Annotated in this window: 18 protein-coding genes; 5 read left to right on the forward strand and 13 right to left on the reverse strand. The window is 68.4% G+C overall.

Features of this window, described 5'->3' with window-relative positions:
• Positions 1 to 11 precede the first annotated feature (11 nt).
• The 8 genes from ACTG4X_RS06155 to ACTG4X_RS06190 all read right to left on the reverse strand — a co-directional run bounded on the left by ACTG4X_RS06155 (position 12) and on the right by ACTG4X_RS06190 (position 8,790).
• A complete protein-coding gene (locus ACTG4X_RS06155) occupies positions 12 to 1,190 on the reverse strand; it encodes an amidase (protein ID WP_440533441.1) in 1,179 nt (392 codons plus the stop codon).
• A gap of 30 nt (positions 1,191 to 1,220) precedes the next feature.
• Positions 1,221 to 2,231, reverse strand: coding sequence for an ABC transporter ATP-binding protein (locus tag ACTG4X_RS06160; protein WP_440533442.1), 1,011 nt, complete (start codon positions 2,229 to 2,231; stop codon positions 1,221 to 1,223).
• A 61-nt stretch (positions 2,232 to 2,292) separates the two neighbouring features.
• Complete coding sequence (locus tag ACTG4X_RS06165; RefSeq protein ID WP_440533443.1) at positions 2,293 to 3,333, reverse strand: ABC transporter ATP-binding protein; 1,041 nt, start codon at positions 3,331 to 3,333, stop codon at positions 2,293 to 2,295.
• Between the two features lie 9 nt (positions 3,334 to 3,342).
• A complete protein-coding gene (locus tag ACTG4X_RS06170; RefSeq protein WP_093056358.1) occupies positions 3,343 to 4,248 on the reverse strand; it encodes an ABC transporter permease in 906 nt (301 codons plus the stop codon).
• Between the two features lie 19 nt (positions 4,249 to 4,267).
• The gene (locus ACTG4X_RS06175) at positions 4,268 to 5,221 is read right to left on the reverse strand and encodes an ABC transporter permease (RefSeq protein WP_093078530.1); all 954 of its coding nucleotides are present in this window, start codon (positions 5,219 to 5,221) and stop codon (positions 4,268 to 4,270) included.
• A 41-nt stretch (positions 5,222 to 5,262) separates the two neighbouring features.
• The gene (locus ACTG4X_RS06180) at positions 5,263 to 6,924 is read right to left on the reverse strand and encodes an ABC transporter substrate-binding protein (RefSeq protein ID WP_440533444.1); all 1,662 of its coding nucleotides are present in this window, start codon (positions 6,922 to 6,924) and stop codon (positions 5,263 to 5,265) included.
• Positions 6,925 to 7,013: 89 nt separating this feature from the next.
• The gene (gene cnbZ, locus ACTG4X_RS06185; protein WP_097200180.1) at positions 7,014 to 7,790 is read right to left on the reverse strand and encodes a 2-amino-5-chloromuconate deaminase CnbZ; all 777 of its coding nucleotides are present in this window, start codon (positions 7,788 to 7,790) and stop codon (positions 7,014 to 7,016) included.
• Positions 7,791 to 7,845: 55 nt separating this feature from the next.
• Entirely contained in the window at positions 7,846 to 8,790 is a 945-nt protein-coding gene (locus ACTG4X_RS06190) for a LysR family transcriptional regulator (RefSeq protein ID WP_097200179.1), read from the reverse strand.
• Positions 8,791 to 8,996: 206 nt separating this feature from the next.
• Between ACTG4X_RS06190 and ACTG4X_RS06195 the strand changes: the two genes are divergently transcribed.
• The 5 genes from ACTG4X_RS06195 to htpX all read left to right on the forward strand — a co-directional run bounded on the left by ACTG4X_RS06195 (position 8,997) and on the right by htpX (position 13,398).
• Positions 8,997 to 9,725 (forward strand): peptidoglycan-binding protein, encoded by a 729-nt coding sequence (locus ACTG4X_RS06195; RefSeq protein ID WP_440533445.1) that lies wholly within the window; start codon positions 8,997 to 8,999, stop codon positions 9,723 to 9,725.
• Between the two features lie 45 nt (positions 9,726 to 9,770).
• Positions 9,771 to 10,802 carry a dihydroorotase gene (gene pyrC, locus ACTG4X_RS06200; protein ID WP_354339503.1) on the forward strand — a complete coding sequence of 344 codons (1,032 nt, stop codon included), beginning with the start codon at positions 9,771 to 9,773 and terminating at the stop codon, positions 10,800 to 10,802.
• Entirely contained in the window at positions 10,799 to 11,623 is an 825-nt protein-coding gene (locus ACTG4X_RS06205) for an NYN domain-containing protein (RefSeq protein WP_440533446.1), read from the forward strand. Before pyrC ends, ACTG4X_RS06205 begins: the two co-directional genes overlap by 4 nt.
• Positions 11,620 to 12,372 (forward strand): DUF3025 domain-containing protein, encoded by a 753-nt coding sequence (locus ACTG4X_RS06210; RefSeq protein ID WP_440533447.1) that lies wholly within the window; start codon positions 11,620 to 11,622, stop codon positions 12,370 to 12,372. The genes ACTG4X_RS06205 and ACTG4X_RS06210 overlap by 4 nt, the downstream gene beginning before the upstream one ends.
• 150 nt (positions 12,373 to 12,522) lie before the next feature.
• On the forward strand, positions 12,523 to 13,398 hold the full coding sequence (gene htpX / locus ACTG4X_RS06215; protein ID WP_093056349.1) for a protease HtpX: 876 nt from the start codon (positions 12,523 to 12,525) through the stop codon (positions 13,396 to 13,398).
• Between the two features lie 84 nt (positions 13,399 to 13,482).
• Here htpX and ACTG4X_RS06220 read toward each other — a convergent pair whose 3' ends face one another.
• From ACTG4X_RS06220 to cysK, 5 genes are all read right to left on the reverse strand, one after another.
• Positions 13,483 to 14,409 (reverse strand): ProQ/FinO family protein, encoded by a 927-nt coding sequence (locus ACTG4X_RS06220; protein WP_440533448.1) that lies wholly within the window; start codon positions 14,407 to 14,409, stop codon positions 13,483 to 13,485.
• Between the two features lie 65 nt (positions 14,410 to 14,474).
• Positions 14,475 to 15,098 carry a flavin reductase family protein gene (locus tag ACTG4X_RS06225; RefSeq protein ID WP_440533449.1) on the reverse strand — a complete coding sequence of 208 codons (624 nt, stop codon included), beginning with the start codon at positions 15,096 to 15,098 and terminating at the stop codon, positions 14,475 to 14,477.
• A gap of 8 nt (positions 15,099 to 15,106) precedes the next feature.
• Positions 15,107 to 15,655: a VUT family protein gene (locus ACTG4X_RS06230; RefSeq protein WP_440533450.1), complete on the reverse strand. Its 549-nt coding sequence runs from the start codon at positions 15,653 to 15,655 to the stop codon at positions 15,107 to 15,109.
• Positions 15,655 to 17,322: an NAD(P)/FAD-dependent oxidoreductase gene (locus ACTG4X_RS06235; protein ID WP_440533451.1), complete on the reverse strand. Its 1,668-nt coding sequence runs from the start codon at positions 17,320 to 17,322 to the stop codon at positions 15,655 to 15,657. The genes ACTG4X_RS06230 and ACTG4X_RS06235 overlap by 1 nt, the downstream gene beginning before the upstream one ends.
• A 75-nt stretch (positions 17,323 to 17,397) precedes the next feature.
• The gene (gene cysK, locus ACTG4X_RS06240) at positions 17,398 to 18,318 is read right to left on the reverse strand and encodes a cysteine synthase A (RefSeq protein ID WP_093056344.1); all 921 of its coding nucleotides are present in this window, start codon (positions 18,316 to 18,318) and stop codon (positions 17,398 to 17,400) included.
• Positions 18,319 to 18,377 lie beyond the last annotated feature (59 nt).

Consider the following 18,377-nt stretch of genomic DNA (forward strand, 5'->3'; position numbering starts at 1 on the left):
CTTGCCCGGCCTCAGCCCACGATGCGCTGCGCCAGCGCAACCAGCGACCGGTCCGACCCCGCCGGTCCGAGCAGCGAAATGCCCAGCGGCGCACCGTCGCGCGAGGCCAGCGGCATCGAGAGCTGCGGAAAGCCCGCCAGGCCCGCGATGCACAGCATGCGGATCGCACGGTTGCGGTAGTCCTCCAGCGCGGCTTCGCTGTCGCTGCGCAGCGGTGCGATGTCGGGCATGGTCGGCATCAGCAGTACGCCGTCGGTGCCGAGCAGTGCGGCCAGGTGCTCGCGAAACGCGGTGCGGAAGGTGCGGCCCGCTGCAACCTGCGCATCGGTCACTTCGCGCGACCACGCAAAGCGCTCTGCCACGCCCGGGCCCAGCGGCGGCGCGTAGCGTTCGATCAATGGGCCATCGGTGAGCCAGGCCTCGCGCGACTGCAGGTAGCGGAAGTTCCAGTACATCGTGTCGAAGGATTCCAGCGCCACCGTGGTGCCCTTGGCGGCACCGAGCAGGCCCTGCACGCGATCGGCAGCGCCCTTCAGCGCTTCGATCGCGGCGGGCACGGCCAATGCCCAGACATCGTCGGGCCGCAGCAGCCGCACGCGTTCGGGCAGCGGCGTGGCGTCGGCGCCCAGCAGCACATCGGCCACGCGCGCGAAGATGCCGATGTCGCGCGCGAACCAGCCGCAGGTGTCGAAGCTGGGTGCGAGGTCGAGCGCGCCTTCGAGGCTCACGCGGCCGTGGGTAGGGCGCAGGCCGTACAGGCCGCAGTGGTTGGCCGGCGCGCGCACCGAGCCGCCGGTGTCGGTGCCCAGCGCGAAGTCGCACAGGCTCGACGACACGGCCGAGGCCGAGCCCGACGACGAGCCGCCGGTGATGCGCGTGGGTGCGCCGCCGTTGATCGGCGCGCCGAAATGCGCGTTGTTGCCGTTCATCGAGAACGCAAGTTCGTCGGTCACGGTCTTGCCGGCAAAGCGCGCGCCGGCATCGAGCAGCTTCTGCACGGTCGGCGCGGTGTGGGTCTTGATGCCCGACATCGCCAGCACGATGGGATTGCCGCCGCCCGTGGGGTAGCCGGCCACGTCGAACAGGTCTTTCGCCGCAAAGCTCAGGTCGGCCAGCGGACCGGTCGGGGCGCGCGGCACCGGCGCATCGGGGTAAGGGACGAAGGCGTGGGCGGGGTCGTGCAGAGGCATGGCGATGAAAGATGTTGAAGAGGTTGTCTGTCAGGCGACGAGCACCGGCGCAATGGCCGCCGCGGCATCGGTGTGGATGCAGCGCACGCGGTGGTTCGGCGCAAGCTCGACCACCGGTGGTCGAGCGGCGCGGCAGGCATCGCTTGCGAGCGCGCAGCGTTCGGCAAAGGCGCAGCCGGGCGGCAGCGCGGACAGGTCGGGCGGCGCGCCGCCGATGGTTTCGAGCCGCGTGCCGCGCGCCAGTGCGCCATGCGCGCGGCTCTTGAGCAACGCGATCGTGTACGGATGGCGCGGCGAGCGGATCAGCTCGCGCGCAGTGCCTTCCTCGACGATGCGGCCGGCATACATCACCGCGATGCGGTCGGCCACCTCGACGGCGGCGCCGATGTCGTGCGTGACGAAGATCACCGAAAGCCCCAGGTCGCGCTGCAGCTCGCGCAGCAGCAGCAAGATCTGAATTTGCACCGTGGCGTCGAGCGCAGTGGTGGGCTCGTCGGCCAGCAGCAGCTGGGGCTTGCAGGCGAGTGCCAGTGCAATCATGGCGCGCTGGCGCATGCCGCCCGACATCTCGTGCGGATAGGCCTGCAGGCGCCGTTCGGGGCTTGGAATGCGCACGCGCTCGAACAGCGCCAGCGCGCGTTGTTGCGCCTCGGCCTGCGTGACGGATTCGTGCCGGCGGATCGACTCGACGATCTGCGCGCCCACCGAATACACCGGGTCGAGCGCCAGCAGCGGCTCCTGGAAGATCATCGACGCGACCTTGCCGCGGAAGTCGGCCAGCTCGCGCTGCGACATCGCGAGCACGTCGCGGCCGGCCACCTGCACCGTGCCGCCCATGCGGGTGCGGCGCTCGGGGTGCAGGCGCAGCAGGGTGCGCATGGTCACGCTCTTGCCCGAGCCCGATTCGCCGATCAGCGCGACGACCTCGCCGCGCTGCACTTCGAGGCTCACGCCGCTGACGGCGTGCACCGGCTTGCGTCCGCCGCTGAAGGTGACGCTGAGGTCGCGCAGGCGGACCATCGGTTCGTTGTTGTCGCTCATTGGGGTACCTTCGTGCTTCGCACTGCGGTGCGAGCTTGCTTGGGGCGGCCCGGCGCGGCGCTCATGCCGCTTCTCTCCGGGCTTCGGTGGCCATCGGATGCCCGCTGCCCGCCTCGTGGATCAGGCAGCTCACCGCATGCTGCGAGCCGGTGACGATGCGCTCGGGCACGACCTTGGCGCACACCGGCGCGGCCAGCGCGCAGCGCGGATGAAAGCGGCAGCCCGAGGGCGGATTGATGGGGTTCGGCGGATCGCCCGCAAGCGCCGCTTCTTCGGTGCGGTGGTCGGGGTCCATCGACGGCATGGAGGACAGCAGCGCACGCGTGTAGGGGTGAGCGGGCGCGTCGTACAGCGCATCGGCCGGGCCGATCTCGGCCACCTGGCCGAGGTACATCACCATGACGCGGTCGCTCACGTAGCGCACCACGTTGAGGTCGTGGCTGATGAACACGTAGGTCAGCCCGAACTCGGTCTTCAGGTCGAGCAGCAGGTTGATGACCTGTGCTTCCACCGACTTGTCGAGCGCGGAGACGGCTTCGTCGAGGATCACCATGCGCGGCTGCAGTGCCAGTGCCCGCGCGATGTTCACGCGCTGCCGCTGGCCGCCCGAGAGCTCATGCGGGTAGCGTTCGGCAAAGCGCTGCGGCGAGAGGCCCACGCGAGCCAGCAAGTCGCGCGCCCGTTCCACCGATTCGCGTCGCGATACGCCGTGCACCTGCGGGCCGAAGGCGATCGAGTCTTCGATGGTGAGGCGCGGGTTGAGCGAGGCGTAGCTGTCCTGGAACACCATCTGCACCTGGCGGCGGAATTCTTTCAGCGGCAGGTCGCGGCTGCCGACTTCGCGGCCGTCGAACACGACTTCGCCGCGTGTGGGTTCGATGAGCTGCATCAGCAGGCGGGCGGTGGTCGACTTGCCGCAGCCCGACTCGCCGACCACGCCTAGCGTTTCGCCCTTGAGCACTTCGAAGTCCACGCCGTCGACTGCGCGCACAACGCCGCCGCCGCGGCCCAGTGGGTCTTTCTTCAAGGGGAAGTGCTTGACCAGGCCCTTGATTGTCAGGAGCGGTTGGGCTGGGCCGCCGATGTCTACGAGTGTGTCCATTGACTTGCCTCAGCCCTTGTTGTCCATGGCGGACCGAAGCCCGTCGGACAAGATGTTGAAAGAGATCGAAGTGATGAAGATCATCGCGCCCGGCAGCGCAGCGACCCATGGCTGCACATAGATGGCGGTGCGCAACGTGTTGAGCATCAGCCCCCACTCGGGCTCCGGCGGCTTCACGCCGAGACCGAGGAACGACAGGCCCGAAGCCAGGATCATCGACACCGCGATCAGGCTGGTGGCGTACACGAAGATCGGGCCGAGCACATTGCCCAACACATGCACGCGCACGATGGTGAAGGGGCTGGCGCCTGAAGCGCGCGCCGCTTCCACGTAGTCGCGGGTGCGCACCTGCGTGGTCACGCTCTCGGCCACGCGCGCTATCTGCGGAATGAACACGATGGTCAGCGAGATCAGCGAATTGACCACCCCCGCGCCCAGCGTGCCCGACAGCGCGATGGCCAGCAGCACCGATGGGAAGGCGTAGAACACGTCGATGGTGCGCATGATCAGCGTGTTGGTCAGACCGCCCGCGTAGCCTGCGACGATGCCGATGATCGTGCCCAGCACGAAGGCGCACAGCACCGGCGTGATGCCGATGAACAGCGACAGCCGCGCGCCGACGATGAGGCGCGAGAGCATGTCGCGGCCCAGCTCGTCGCTGCCGAAGGGCAGGCCTTCGGTGCCGATGGGCTTCAGGCGCTTGAGCATCGACGACTGGTAGGGATCCGACGGCGCGAGCCAGGGGCCGAAGACTGCGAGCGCGATCAGCAGCAGCACGACGATGGCCGCGCCCACGGCGACCGGGTCGCGCCGGAAGCGCAGCCACACCGAGGCCCAGTAGCCGCGCGAGCGCTGGGCCGGCAAGGGTTCGACTGCGATTGCGGAAGATGAAGAGGCGGGAAGCACGGTGGACATGGCTTGGCGGCTTTCTTCTTCAGGCGCGCGCGATGCGCGGATCGAGCAAGGTCTGCAGCACGTCGACCAGCAGGTTCAGCAGCACGAAGAACAGTGCCAGCACCAGGATCGTTCCCTGCAGCAGCGGCAGGTCGCGCTGGAAGATGGCCGAGTTCAGCAGGAAGCCGGTGCCCGGCCACGAGAACACGGTCTCGATGAGGATCGAGCCGCCGAGCAGGTAGCCCAGTTGCAGGCCCATCACCGCCAGCGCCGTGGGCGCCGCGTTCTTCACCATGTGGCGGAACACGCCGAGGTGCGTGAGCCCCTTGGCACGCAGCCCGACAATGAACTCCTGGTCGAGGATGTCGGCCACCAGTGCGCGCACGGTGCGCGCGATGATGCCCATGGGAATCACCGACATCGTGAGCGCCGGCAGCAGCAGGAACTGCAGATGCTCCCAGTCCCAGGCCCAGTCGTCGGAGCCGCTGGGGCCTGCGCCGGTGGCCGGCAGCCACATGAGCTGCGACGAGAACACGATCACCATCACCATGCCCAGCCAGTAGTGCGGCACGCTCACGCCCAGCACCGAGAACATCGAGGCCAGGCGGTCGACCCACGAGTTGCGGAAGTAGCCCGCCACAAAGCCGAACAGGCAGCCCAGCACGAAGCCGATGAAGGTTGCCACCACCGCGAGCCGCAGCGTGTTGCCCACGGCGGTGAACACCTCGCCGGCCACCGCGCGGTTGCTGGCGATGGACACGCCCAGGTCGCCATGCATCGCGCGCCACAGCCACATCGCGAACTGCTCGGGCAGCGAACGGTTGAAGCCGTAGAGCTCGCGCAGCTGCGCCTGCAGGTCGGCGGACGCATCGGGCGGCAATATCGACACCAGCGGATCGCCCGGCGCGATGTGCACGAGCAGGAAGCACACGAGGGCCACGCCGATCATGATCGGCACGGCGTAGATCACGCGGCGCAGGAGGTAGGCGAACATTGGCTGGATAGCTGGCTGATGGGCTGGCTGGAAGAAGGCGGTCAGTCCATCGTCATCGTGGCGATGTCGATGAACCAGCTCTTGGGCTGCACCACGTTCTTGACCTTGGCCGACATGGCGCGCGGACCGACGTCGTGCGCGATCCACACGAAGGGCGCGTCGTCAACGATGTGCGTGTGCAGCTTCGCGAGCGCGGCGTCGCGTGCCTTGTCGTCGAAGCTGGTGCGCGCATCGGCCACCAGCTTGTCGACCTCGGGGCTGCCGTAGTAGCCCCAGTTGTTCGACACCGGCGGGAAGGCCTTGGTGCTCACGAAGCGCACCATCGCGAAGAACGGGTCCATGGCCGCGAAGCTGATGTTGACCGCGTTGGCGCCGTTGGCCGACGGGTCCTTCGCGCCCTTGCGCCAGTTGGTGAACAGCGTGTTCCATTCGATCACGTCGAACTGCACGTCGAAGTAGCACTGCTTGAGCGACTGCTGCGCGAACTCGTTCATCGGCAGCGGCTGCATCTGGCCCGAGCCCGATGCCGAGATCTGCACCTTCACCTTGATCGGCTTGGCGGCCGAGTAGCCGGCCTGCGTCATCAGCGCCTGCGCGGCCTTCACGTCGTACTTGATGTCGAAGGTGGGCTTGCCGAACCACGGGTGGCCCGGCGGCACCGTGCCCTTGGGCTCGGCCATCATGCCGCCCAGCAGCTGCTTCATGCCGCCGCGGTCGATGCACAGGTTGGCGGCCTGGCGCACGCGCTTGTCGAGCCAGGGCGAGCCTTCGGCGAACGAGAGCTGCCAGGGCCACACGTGGGGCTGTGCATTCGAATAGATCTTGAAGCCGCGCTGCGTGATCTGCGCCATGGCATCGGGCGCGGGCGCCTCGATCCAGTCGACCTGGCCGCCCAGCAGCGCAGCGGTGCGCGCATTGGCCTCGGGCATCGGCAGCATCACGACCTTGTCGATCTTCGGCACGCGCTTGGCGTCCCAGTAGGTCTTGTTGGCGGCCAGCTCCAGCCGCTCGCGCGCCACGAAGCGCGTGACCTTGAACGGGCCCGAGCCGGCGGGGTCGGCGGCGAAGGCCGTCCAGGCGGCCTTGGCCTTGTCGGCGGGCGTGGCGCCGGCGGCGGCATCGAACTTCTTCTGCCAGTGCGCGGGCGAGGCCATGAACAGGTTCGTGAGGTTGATCGGCAGGAAGGCGTCGGGCTCGCTGGTGGTGAGCTCGACCGTCGTGTCGTCGATCTTGCGCGCCGACTTGAGCGTGGGCATGCGCGAGGCCGTCACGCCGACCTGGCTGGGGTCGAACTGCACGGCTTCCTTGTCGAGCACCTTCTGCACGTTCCACACCACGGCGTCGGCGGTGAAGGCCGAGCCGTCGTGGAACTTGACGCCGGGGCGCAGCTTGAAGACCCACTTGGTCTTGTCCTTGGCGTCCACTGCCCACGAGGTGGCGAGGCCGGGAATCAGCACGCTCGGTGCGTCGGCCTTCGACAGGTCCCACTGCGTGAGCGAGTCGTAGATCGGAATGCCGGTGAAGCGGTTGCCCTCGAAGCCCTGGTCGGGCTGGCCCAGCGTGCGCGGAATGTCGGCTGCCGTCATGGCGATGCGCAGCGTCTTTTCCTGGGCCATCGCATGGGGCGCGGCCAGGGCCAGGATGGCGAGTGCCGCGCAGGCGGCCAGGGGCTTCAGGAACAGGGCAGGGGCAGCACGCTTCACATGGAACTCCGTTGGGTGGAATGGCGGAAAGGACGAAAGGAAACTCTCAAGCACGACATGTGCCAGCAGGCGGTCAGTCCCTGCCTGGCCTAGGGCCATGACAGCGCGATCTCGCGCCTTGCGCAGCGCAGGTCCATCTCGACTTCCATGTCCACGATCGGCGGGCGCGCGAGGTGCCAGGTCAGGCCGGTGGTGAGTGCGCCGCGCTGCACGATCTCGTCGAACACCAGCGCGCCGATGTCATGCACCGTGTAGGCCTGCACGGTCGCGGCATCGCGCCAGCCGAAGCCCAGCACGGCCAGGCGGCGTTCCATTTCCGTCATCACGTAGCCGAGCTTGGCGCGCAGGCCGTCGGGGCTGGTGTCGCCCAGGCGGACCATCACCTCGCGGTAGCTGGCGTGGCCGTCGGGCGCTTCGCCGCCGCCCGAGACCACGAAGCTCGGCGGCCCGGCATCGTCGTCGGCCGGCACGGTGTACGAGAAGGCCTGGAAGGCCGGCGTGGCCGGTGCGCCGACGCGCGGGCACACGTTGGTGCGCGCCACCGGGTTGTGGTCGCCGCGCAGCAGCTGCCAGCGCTCGAGCGTGCCGGCATAGATGCGGTTGAAGTCGTGAAAGCCGCGTTCGGAGAACGGCGCGGGCGAGCGCAGTTCGCAGGCGCACAGCGCGGTGAGCGGCCGGCCGATGGCGCGCAGGTGCGCCGCGATGGCGTCGAAGCCGTCGGCAAGCGGCACGGCCTGCTGGAAGCGCACCCGCTCGATGGCAAAGCCGGGCAGCGCCGCCACGCCGGCGGAATACTGGAACACGCCCTTCGCGTAGCGGTAGCCGCCTTCGGGGAACGCAATGGTTTCGGTGCTTGTGGTTGTCATGCCGTCTTTCCTCGTCAGCGCCCAATGTAGGGAGCGACGAGGCCGACGGGAAGGCTCATTTCTGCACGCGCGTGTTGCCGGAATCAGAACGCGGCACCGCGTTGGAGCCGTAGCGCCCCATGCTGGTGGCCAGCATTTCGAGCAGTGCGCGCGATGCCGGCGACTGGCGCTGCCCCGGCATCGTAAGCAGGCTGGTCGCGGTGGCGGCAAAGTCGCGCTCCTGCAGCGGCACGGCGCACAGGTCGCCGTTCGACACCTCGTGCAGCGCCGCATAGCGCGGCAGGAAGGTGATGAGATCGCTGTTGCGCACCACGCCCTTGGCCATGTCGAGCGTGCTGGTCTCGATCACCAGGTCGAGCGACACCTGCGTCTTCGATGCGATGCGGTCGACCAGGTGGCGGATCTGGAACGAGCGGTCGGGCAGTGCCACGCGGTGGCCTTCGAGTTCGCGGAACGACACGCTGCGCCGCCGCGCCAGCGCATGCGTGGGCGCGACGATGGCGCACAGCGGCTGCTCCAGCCGCGCATGTTCGCGGAAGGCGTGGCGCTCGGGCAGGTTGAAGGCCAGCGCGATGTCGATGCGGCCTTCCTGCAGCGCTTCGAGCACCGCGCGCGAGCCCACCACCGAGGCCTGCAGCTTCACCTGCGGATGCCGCTTCTGGAAGCGCGCCAGGTTGTTCGCAAGGAAGTGGCTGACCATGCCCTCGATGCTGCCGATGCGCACTGTACCGACGGGCTGGCCGATCAGCTCCTGCAACGCGCCGCGCAGCGCCTCGCTGTTCTGCAGCACCTGGTCGGCGTGTGCGAGCACCAACTCGCCGGCCGGCGTGAGGGTGGTGCGGTTGGCGCGGCGGTCGAGCAGGGCGGTCTGCAGTTCGCCTTCGAGTTTGGCGATCTGGCGGCTGATGGCGCTCGGCGCCACGCCCAGTTGCTCCGCGGCGCGGCGCAGCGAGCCGGCCTTGGCGGTCTCGCGAAAGTAAAGCATTGCCGTGGACAGCATGGCGGTTTCCTGTTTTCTTGTTCTCGCAAGGCCTGGGCCGGCCGAACCTTCGGCCGAATGGCGCAGCACGTCAAGCAACGGGCGTGCCCCGGGGCAGACGGGGTCGCCATCCCGTATATGCCGTCCGACCGATGGACGCGGCGGCACCGCTTTTGACAATGCAACCGATTGCACCGAAAGTCTGTGGGGCGAAGGGAACAGAACCGATGACAACACTGACGCAGGGTGCGCGTGGCGCCGACGTTCGCAGATTGCAAGAGGCATTGAACCGGAAGCTCCAGCCGAACCCCGGGCTCGTGCTCGACGGCGACTACGGCCCGATCACCCGGATTGCGGTGCGCCGCCTGCAGGCCGCGAACTGGCTCGCCGAAGACGGCGAGGCCGGCCCCTGCACGCAGAACCTGGTGTTCGGCAACGAGTGCCACGCGCCGATCCTGCACCCCGTTGCGCTGATTCCGCAGCCCACGCCCGGCCAATGCTGGGCCGCCTGCACGGCCATGATCACGCGCTCCAACGTGCAGGCGGTGGTGGCGCGCACGCCAGCCGAGCTGATCGGCGACGACGGCGGCCTGCGGACCTTCGCGAATGCCGACGACGCCATGACGGCCGATGCGCTCTTTGCGTCCGCGCACGGCCTGGCGGTGCGCCCGCCGGTGCCCTGGTCGGTCGGCCAGCTGCGTGCCGCACTGCAGCACGGGCCGCTGATGTTCGATCTGCCGTGGGGTGCGAGGGGGTATGCCGCCGGTGTCGGCCGTCCGGGCCACATGGTGCTTGTCGTGGGTATTCGCGGCGACGACGATCCCGGCGGGCGTGGCACCACGCTGCGAATCTTCGACCCCTGGCCGCCGGGCAAGGGGGCGCGCAGTTCGGTCAACCACGTCAAGTGGAGTCAGCAGGTGGCCCGGAACGCCTGTCGCGTGTTCTCGCATCCGTAGCCCGGTGGGAGGGCGCCAGGGGGGCGATGCGACAATCCCAGCGCCATGACAGACACCCTCACGATCACCCGCCCCGACGACTGGCACTTGCACGTGCGCGATGGCGCCGCCCTCGAAGCCGTCGTTCCCCACAGCGCTCGCCAGTTCGGCCGCGCGCTGATCATGCCCAACCTTCGCCCGCCCGTGACCACCGCCGCACAGGCCGTGGCCTACCGCGACCGCATCCGCGCCGCCGTGCCCGAGGGCGCGGCCTTCGAGCCCGTGATGTCGCTCTACCTCACCGACAAGCTGCCGCCCGAAGAGATCGCGCTGGCAGCCGAAGCCGGCGTGCGCGCGCTCAAGCTCTACCCGGCCGGCGCCACCACCAACAGCGATGCCGGCGTGACCGACATCCGCAAGACCTACAAGACGCTCGAAGCCATGCAGAAGCACGGCCTCTTGCTGCTGGTGCACGGTGAGGTGACCGACCCCGCCATTGACCTGTTCGACCGCGAAGCCGTGTTCGTCGACCGCGTGATGATTCCGCTGCGCCGCGACTTTCCCGAGCTGAAGGTGGTGTTCGAGCACCTGACCACGAAGGAAGGCGCCCACTACGTGCGCGACGCTGATCGCTTCACGGCAGCCACCATCACGGCGCACCACCTGCTGTACAACCGCAACGCCATCTTCACCGGCGGCATTCGCCCGCACTACTACTGCCTGCCCGTGCTCAAGCGCGAGACGCACCGCGTGGCGCTGGTCGAGGCAGCCACCAGCGGCAGCGACCGCTTCTTCCTGGGCACCGACAGCGCACCGCATCCGGCGCACCTGAAGGAGCATGCGCTGGGCTGCGCCGGCTGCTACACCGCGCTCACGGCCATCGAGCTGTACGCCGAGGCCTTCGACAGCGTGAATGCGCTCGACAAGCTCGAAGGCTTCGCGAGCTTCCACGGCCCCGACTTCTACGAACTGCCGCGCCACACCGACACCATCACGCTCAAGCGCGAAAGCTGGACCGTGCCGGAGACCGTGCCCTACGGCGATGCCACGCTCAAGCCCTTGCGCGGCGGCGAAACGATCAACTGGAAGCTCTCATGACACCGACGCTGCGCGTGATGTTGCTGATCGACGCCGACAACGTCTCGGCCGATGTGATCGAACAGGCCGTGCAGCGCACGATGGATGAATACGGCGCCATTCACGTGCGCCGCGCGTATTGCAACGCCGAGATGGCGGTGAACCGGCAGGCGATGTTCAAGCGGCTGTCGGTGCGGCCGATGGTGAACCTGTCGGCCGGCAAGAACAGCACCGACATCGCGCTGTCGGTCGACGCCATCGACCTGGCCATCAACGAGCGGCCCGACGTGGTGGTGCTGGTGTCTTCCGACTCCGACTTTGCGCCGCTCGTGATCCGCCTGCGCGAAAAGGGCTGCCGCGTCTGCGGCATCGGCCAGCAGGGCAAGACGGGCGAAGAGACGGTCGGCGTGTACGACGCCTTCATGGACCTCGCGCACCACGCCAGCACGAAGCCCGCGGTGCGCACCGCGCCGGCGAAGAAGGCGGCTGCGGCCAAGTCTGCACCCGCGAAGACCGCGCGGGCCAAGGCGACGCCTGCTGCCAAGAAGGCCGCGGCCAAGACGCCGGCCCGCAAGACGGCGAAGGCCGTCAAGGCCGCGCCGCCACCGCAGCAGCAACAGCAACCGCAAATCTCCGAAGCGGCCGAATTCATCCTGCAGGCTGCACCGGCCTTGCGCAGCGGCAACGACGTGCCGCTCAACGACGTGGCAAAGGCCCTGCGCACGGCCGGCCTGCTCGGCAAGCACGGCAGCTCGCTCAAGCTTTTCGACAAGCTCACGTCGGAGTTCGCCGTGATGCAGCACCCTGACCGCATCCGCTGGACGGGCGCGTCCGCGCCTTGACCCTGCCGGCGGTTGATTGGGCGCAGCCCTGGCTGGCGCCTTATCGTTCGAGCGGCGTCGCGGTAGAGCAGGCCGCACGGCACGCCGGGGTGGCGGCCGCCCTGCAGGCAGTCAAGCCCGCGCAGGCGCCCGATTTCGTACATCAGGACGCGCTGCCCGCAGGCCAGGCCTACGAGGCCCACATCTTCCAGACCCGCACCGTCCCCACGCGCGACAACCTGCACGATCTTTTCAATGGACTCGTGTGGCTCGCCTTTCCGCAGACCAAGCGCCGGCTCAACGAACTGCAAGCGGCCGAGATCGCGCGCAGCGGCGTTGCCGCCGTGCGAGGCCCGCTGCGCGATGCGCTCACGCTGTTCGACGAGAACGGTGCGGTGCTCGATGCGCCACCCGCGCTCTGGCAGGCGCTGATCGCGCGCGACTGGCACACGCTGTTCGTCACGCAACGCGGGCTGTGGAGCGAGGCGCGCCTGCTGCTCTTCGGCCATGCGCTGCTCGAAAAACTGGTCACGCCGCGCAAGCCGATCACCGCACACGTGCTGCTGACGCACGACGCGAGCGGCCCGGCGGCGTTCGATGACGCGCGCATGGCGCAGGCGCTCGACGCGCGGCAGCTCGAACGCAAGCCCTTCGTGCCGCTGCCGGTGCTCGGGGTGCCCGGCTGGTGGGGCGGCAACGAGGCGGCGGCGTTCTATGCCGACTCGCAGGTTTTCAGGCCCTTGTCGGGCCGGGGAATACCAGGGGCATAGAACTTTTGCTCCTATCATGGCTCTACCGGCTGCCGCCGACCGGAGCGCCCAGAACGCACTACAACACCCAGGGCCTCCATGCCGCGCACGGCTTGAAGAGGGCCCCGGGGTCCTCATCTAGGTGGCAGGTTTCCCCACGGAGAATTCAACTTGAAACGTATCCTTCTGTTCGTTTTGACCAATGTGATGGTCGTCGCGGTGCTCGGCGTGGTCGCCAGCCTGCTGGGCGTCAATCGCTTCCTCACGGCCAACGGGCTCAACCTGGGCGCGCTGCTCGGCTTCGCGCTGGTGATGGGTTTCGGCGGCGCGATCATCTCGCTGCTCATCAGCAAGCCCATGGCCAAGTGGACCACCGGCCTGCACATGATCGACAACCCCCAGTCGCCCGACGAGGCCTGGATCGTCGGCACGGTGCGCAAGTTCGCAGACAAGGCCGGCATCGGCATGCCCGAGGTCGGCATCTTCGAAGGCGAGCCCAATGCCTTTGCGACCGGCGCGTTCAAGAACTCGTCGCTGGTGGCGGTGTCCACCGGCCTGCTGCAGGGCATGACGCGCGAAGAGGTCGAGGCCGTCATCGGCCACGAAGTGGCCCACATCGCCAACGGCGACATGGTCACGATGACGCTCATTCAGGGCGTGATGAACACCTTCGTCGTGTTCCTGTCGCGCGTGATCGGCTATGCGGTCGACAGCTTCCTGCGCCGCGGCGACGACCGTTCGTCGGGCCCCGGCATCGGCTACTACGTGAGCACCATCGTGCTGGACATTGTGCTCGGCTTTGCCGCCGCGATGGTGGTGGCCTGGTTCTCGCGCCATCGCGAGTTCCGCGCCGACGCCGGTGCGGCCGCGCTGATGGGCCAGAAGCAGCCAATGATCAACGCGCTCGCGCGCCTGGGTGGCCTGCCGGCCGGCGAACTGCCGAAGGCCGTGGAAGCCATGGGCATCACCGGCAGCATCGGCAAGCTGTTTGCCACGCACCCGCCGATCGAAGAGCGCATTGCTGCGCTGCAGAACGCGCAGCGCTGATCAGAGTCGGTCGCGGCAAGTCCGCGGCGCCATGAAAAAAAGCCGCCACATTGCTGTGGCGGCTTTTTTGTTTGTGTGGCGTGTTCAGTCTGCTGCGGGTGCTTCGACGGCCGGCGCCGCAGGTGCCTTGCGATCGGCGCGCGCGCGTTGCAGCGTGCGCGTCACCTCGCCGTGCTTCATGCCGTACATGTCGGCGAACTCCTGCTCGCTGCGGTCGCTGGCCTCGAAGGCGCGCAGCAGCGCCTCGCGCTTGGCGGCCTGCTGGGCGAGTTCGGCCAGCGCCTCGTCCACCACGGCGTTGTTGTTCTCGTCGCGCGAGCGCACCAGCACTGCATAGGCCTCGCGATCCAGGCCCGAGGCCTCGACGGCCTTGGCGATGCGCGCGACCAGCTGCGGGCGCAGGTCTTCGCCGTTGGCACGCTGCAGGCGGCGGCGGTGCAGCTCGAGGATGGCGTGGTGCACGTGCTCCGGCGCGACCGGGTCGAGCGCGTTGCCGTCGAGGTCGTGGCGCGCCAGGCCGGCGGCCACGGCCTCCAGGTAGCGCGTGGAGCGCGCGTGCTGGCCCATGGCGATCTTCAGGTCTTCGGCCTTGAAGTCTTCGGGGTGGCGCGCGAGCAGTTCCTCGTACACGCCGAGCTTCAGCGGCACGAAGCGCGCGCCGAAGAGCTGCGGGTACAGCTCGAACAGGCGCTCGAGCACCGGGTTGACCTTGCGCGGCGCGCGCTGCGGTTGAGCCGCTGCCTGGCCCTGGCCCTGTGCCTGGCCTTGCGCACCTTGCTTGCGCGGCTGCTGTTGCTGCCGCTGCGGGCGCTGGTTGCCTGCGCCCTGGTTGTTCTGGCGGGGTGGGCGGGACTGGCGAGGCTGCTGCGCGGGAGTTTCCGCGCTGCTGCTCGTGCCCGAATCCGCATCGGGGCCGGCCTGCAGCTGCTTCAGCTGATCGGCCATGTCCAGTTGCTGACGCCGGGGCGGGCGCGCGTTCGTCTTCGGGGTGGCGGTGGAAGCGTCGGTCATGCGGGGGGCGCGGCGAGGGTCGCGGTGGAATGAAAGGGAAAGAAATGAAGTCCGGTTTGGCGCCTTCAGCGCGGCCGGAACATCCTGAAGAGATTGTCGGGGCTGACTTCGAAATAGTCCGCCGGTCCGCCGCCGCGCAGGATGGGCTGCGCCGCGGCGGTGTCGTAGATGCCGTCCTTCAGCAGGTGGCGCGCAATGTGCACGCCCACCACTTCGCCGAGGATCAGCCAGGTTTGCACGGGCGTGCCGTCCACGCCTTCTAGCTGCAGGATCTGCGTGAGCCTGCATTCGAAGGACACGGGGCTTTCGGCTACGCGCGGCACCGCGATGGTTTGCGAGGCGGCGGTCGTGAGCCCGGCGAGCTCGAACTCGTTCACATCGGGCGGCACGGCGGCGCACGAGCGGTTCATCTGCTCGGCCAGCGGCCGGGTCGCCAGGTTCCAGCCGAACTCGCGCGTCTGGCGGATGTTGTGCAGGCTGTCCTTGGCGCCGATGCTGGCGAAGCCGACGATGGGCGGCGTGTAGTTGAAGGCGTTGAAGAAGCTGTAGGGCGCGAGGTTGAGCACGCCGTTCGCGTCCTGCGACGAGATCCAGCCGATGGGGCGCGGCCCGACCATCGCGTTGAACGGGTCGTGCGGCAGGCCGTGGCCCTTGGTGGGCTCGTAGAAGTGGAAGTCGTCGTTCGCCATCGATGTCCTCAGTGGCCCAGGGCCGAAGCCCGCGCCGCCTGCCGGCCGATCAGCAGCCGGAACGGCAGCAGCATCAGCACGCCGACGGCGAGCTTCACGGCGAGGTCGCCCAGCGCCCACGTGAACCACGGGCCTTCGGTGCCCGCGAAGGCGATGCCCCAGAACACGATGCTGTCGAGCACCGCTGCGATCACCGTGGCCACCAGCGGCGCGCGCCACCAGAGGCCGCGCCGCAGCCGGTCGAACACGCCGATGTCGAGCAGCTGCGAAGCGATGAAGGCCAGCCCCGAGGCGGCCGCGATGCGCGCCGGCGCGAGCAGCAGCGAGTTGCCCACGGCGACGGCAAAGCCGACCCATGCCACGCGCCGCGCCATGCCGGGGCCGAAGCGCCGGTTGACGAGGTCGCTCACGAGGTACGCCACCGGGTAGGTGAAGGCGCCCCAGGTCAGCCAGTCGTTGATGGCGAACTGCACGAGGATGTTGGAAGCCAGCACCACGGCTGCCATCGCGAGCGTGGCGGCGGTCAGCTGGCCGAGGGTGGGGCGCTCGAAGTGCATCAGACGCTCGCGGTGCGTTCGCGTTCGGCCTCGGCCAGCACGCCGTGCGCCACGGCCTCGGCCACCTTGATGCCATCGACGCCGGCCGACAGGATGCCGCCCGCGTAGCTCGCGCCTTCGCCGGCGGGGTAGAGGCCGCGCACATTGAGGCTCTGGAAGTCGTCGCCGCGCGTGATGCGGATGGGCGACGAAGTGCGCGTCTCGACGCCGGTGAGCACCGCGTCGTGCGTGTCGAAGCCCTTGATCTTGCGGCCGAAGGCGGGGAAGGCCTCGCGCATGGCCTCGATGGCGTAGGCGGGCAGGGCCTTGTGCAGGTCGGTCGGTGTCACGCCCGGCTTGTACGAAGGCGTCACGCTGCCGAGCGCCGTAGAGGGCTTGCCGGCGATGAAGTCGCCCACCAGCTGGCCCGGCGCGCGGTAGTCGCCGCCGCCGAGCACGAAGGCATTGCTTTCGAGTTCGCGCTGCAGTGCGATGCCCGCGAGCGCATCGCCAGAGGAATTGGATTCCCATCCTGGGAAATCGCGCGGGTCGATGCCCACCACGATGCCCGCGTTGGCGTTGCGCTCGTTGCGCGAGTACTGGCTCATGCCGTTGGTGACCACGCGGCCCGGCTCGCTGGTGGCCGCGACCACGGTACCGCCGGGGCACATGCAGAAGCTGTAGACCGAGCGGCCGTTGCTCGCGTGGTGCACCAGCTTGTAGTCGGCCGCGCCGAGCAGCGGGTGGCCCGCATGGCGGCCCCAGCGTGCGCGGTCGATCAGGCCCTGCGGATGCTCCACGCGGAAGCCGATGGAGAAGGGCTTGGCCTCGATGTGCACGCCGCGCTTGTGCAGCATCTCGAACGTGTCGCGCGAGCTGTGGCCCAGCGCCATCACCACGTGGTCGGCGTGCAGTTCGCTGCTTTGGCCGGTCGTCTGGTCGAGCACGGTGAGGCCGCGCAGGTGGCCGTCTTCGATGTGCACGTCCGTCACGCGCTGCTCGAAGCGGATCTCGCCGCCCAGCGCCACGATCTGCTCGCGGATGTTCTCGACCACCTTCACCAGCTTGAAGGTGCCGATGTGCGGATGCGCGACGTAAAGGATTTCTGGCGGCGCACCGGCCTTCACGAACTCTTCCATCACCTTGCGGCCGAGGAAGCGCGGGTCCTTGATCTGGCTGTAGAGCTTGCCGTCCGAGAAGGTGCCGGCGCCGCCTTCGCCGAACTGCACGTTCGACTCGGGGTTGAGCACGCTCTTGCGCCACAGGCCCCAGGTGTCGCGGGTGCGCTGGCGCACGGTCTTGCCGCGCTCGAGCACGATGGGCTTGAACCCCATCTTCGCGAGCATCAGCGCCGCGAAGATGCCGCAGGGGCCGAAGCCGATCACCACCGGCCGGGCAGTGCCTTCTGCCGCATTGGCCGGCGGCGTGTAGCGCATGTCCGGAGCGGCCTGGATGTGCGGATGGCCCGCGTGCTTGGCGAGCAGCGCGGCTTCCAGCTTCGCATCGGCCAGCTGCACGTCGCAGATGTAGACCGTGAGCAGCTCGACCTTGCGCGCGTCGAAGCTGCGCTTGTAGACGGTGTGGGAGGCGATCGCGTCGAGCGGAGCGTCGAGCGTCCTGGCGATCAGGGTGACCAGCGCGTCGGGCGCGTGGTCGAGCGGGAGTTTGAGTTCGGAGATTCTCAGCATGGCGGCGTAGGGCTTGTGTTTATCAAGCAGGCCGCGCATTTTAAGCGCCCGGGGCGCTATGAAAGGAATAGCGGGTCAGGCGGGCAGGAAGCCTTCGACCGAAAGGTACCGCTCGCCGGTGTCGTAGTTGAAGCCCAGCACCACCGCATCGGGTGCCAGCGAGGGCAGCTTCTGCGCGATGGCAGCGAGCGTGGCACCCGACGAAATGCCGACCAGCATGCCTTCCTCGCGCGCGCAGCGGCGGGCCATTTCTCGCGCCGGTTCGGCATCGACCTGCAGCACGCCGTCGAGCAGCGAGGTGTCGAGGTTCTTCGGAATGAAGCCCGCGCCGATGCCCTGAATGGGGTGCGGCGCCGGCGCGCCACCGGAAATGACCGGCGAAGCCACCGGCTCGACCGCGAACACCTGCAGCTTCGGCCACTTCTTCTTCAGCACCTGCGCCACGCCTGTGATGTGGCCGCCCGTGCCCACGCCGGTGATCAGCACGTCGATGCCATCAGGAAAGTCGGCCGCGATTTCCTCTGCCGTGGTGCGCACGTGCACTTCGACATTCGCGGGATTGTTGAACTGCTGCGGCATCCACGCACCGGGCGTGCCGGCCACGATTTCCTCGGCGCGGGCGATGGAGCCCTTCATGCCGTTGGCGCGCGGTGTCAGGTCGAATGAGGCGCCGTAAGCCAGCATCAGGCGGCGGCGCTCGATAGACATGCTGTCGGGCATCACCAGGATCAGCTTGTAGCCCTTGACGGCCGCCACCATGGCAAGGCCGATGCCGGTATTGCCCGAGGTGGGCTCGACGATGGTGCCGCCGGGCTTGAGCGCGCCGCTTTTCTCGGCGTCTTCCACCATCGACAGCGCGATGCGGTCCTTGATGGAGCCGCCGGGATTGGCGCGCTCCGACTTGATCCACACCTGCTGCTTCGCATTGCCGAACAGGCGGTTGATGCGGATGTGCGGTGTGTTGCCGATGGTCTCGAGGATGTTCTGGGCCTTCATGGACGGAGTCTCCTTGGGTCAATGCGTTTGTCGGACGGACAGCGCGCATTGTGAGACCA

It is taken from the genome of Variovorax sp. YR566 (assembly GCF_051992195.1).
GTDB lineage: Bacteria > Pseudomonadota > Gammaproteobacteria > Burkholderiales > Burkholderiaceae_C > Variovorax.

Coding starts and splice junctions, on each gene's coding strand:
- ACTG4X_RS06220 (WP_440533448.1), bottom strand. CDS start 14,409: ATGACCGACGCTTCCACCGCCACCCCGAAGACGAACGCGCGCCCGCCC.
- cysK (WP_093056344.1), bottom strand. CDS start 18,318: ATGAAGGCCCAGAACATCCTCGAGACCATCGGCAACACACCGCACATC.
- ACTG4X_RS06155 (WP_440533441.1), bottom strand. CDS start 1,190: ATGCCTCTGCACGACCCCGCCCACGCCTTCGTCCCTTACCCCGATGCG.
- ACTG4X_RS06175 (WP_093078530.1), bottom strand. CDS start 5,221: ATGTTCGCCTACCTCCTGCGCCGCGTGATCTACGCCGTGCCGATCATG.
- ACTG4X_RS06170 (WP_093056358.1), bottom strand. CDS start 4,248: ATGTCCACCGTGCTTCCCGCCTCTTCATCTTCCGCAATCGCAGTCGAA.
- ACTG4X_RS06235 (WP_440533451.1), bottom strand. CDS start 17,322: ATGCTGAGAATCTCCGAACTCAAACTCCCGCTCGACCACGCGCCCGAC.
- ACTG4X_RS06195 (WP_440533445.1), top strand. CDS start 8,997: ATGACAACACTGACGCAGGGTGCGCGTGGCGCCGACGTTCGCAGATTG.
- ACTG4X_RS06165 (WP_440533443.1), bottom strand. CDS start 3,333: ATGGACACACTCGTAGACATCGGCGGCCCAGCCCAACCGCTCCTGACA.
- ACTG4X_RS06225 (WP_440533449.1), bottom strand. CDS start 15,098: ATGGCGAACGACGACTTCCACTTCTACGAGCCCACCAAGGGCCACGGC.
- ACTG4X_RS06190 (WP_097200179.1), bottom strand. CDS start 8,790: ATGCTGTCCACGGCAATGCTTTACTTTCGCGAGACCGCCAAGGCCGGC.
- cnbZ (WP_097200180.1), bottom strand. CDS start 7,790: ATGACAACCACAAGCACCGAAACCATTGCGTTCCCCGAAGGCGGCTAC.
- pyrC (WP_354339503.1), top strand. CDS start 9,771: ATGACAGACACCCTCACGATCACCCGCCCCGACGACTGGCACTTGCAC.
- ACTG4X_RS06205 (WP_440533446.1), top strand. CDS start 10,799: ATGACACCGACGCTGCGCGTGATGTTGCTGATCGACGCCGACAACGTC.
- ACTG4X_RS06160 (WP_440533442.1), bottom strand. CDS start 2,231: ATGAGCGACAACAACGAACCGATGGTCCGCCTGCGCGACCTCAGCGTC.
- ACTG4X_RS06230 (WP_440533450.1), bottom strand. CDS start 15,655: ATGCACTTCGAGCGCCCCACCCTCGGCCAGCTGACCGCCGCCACGCTC.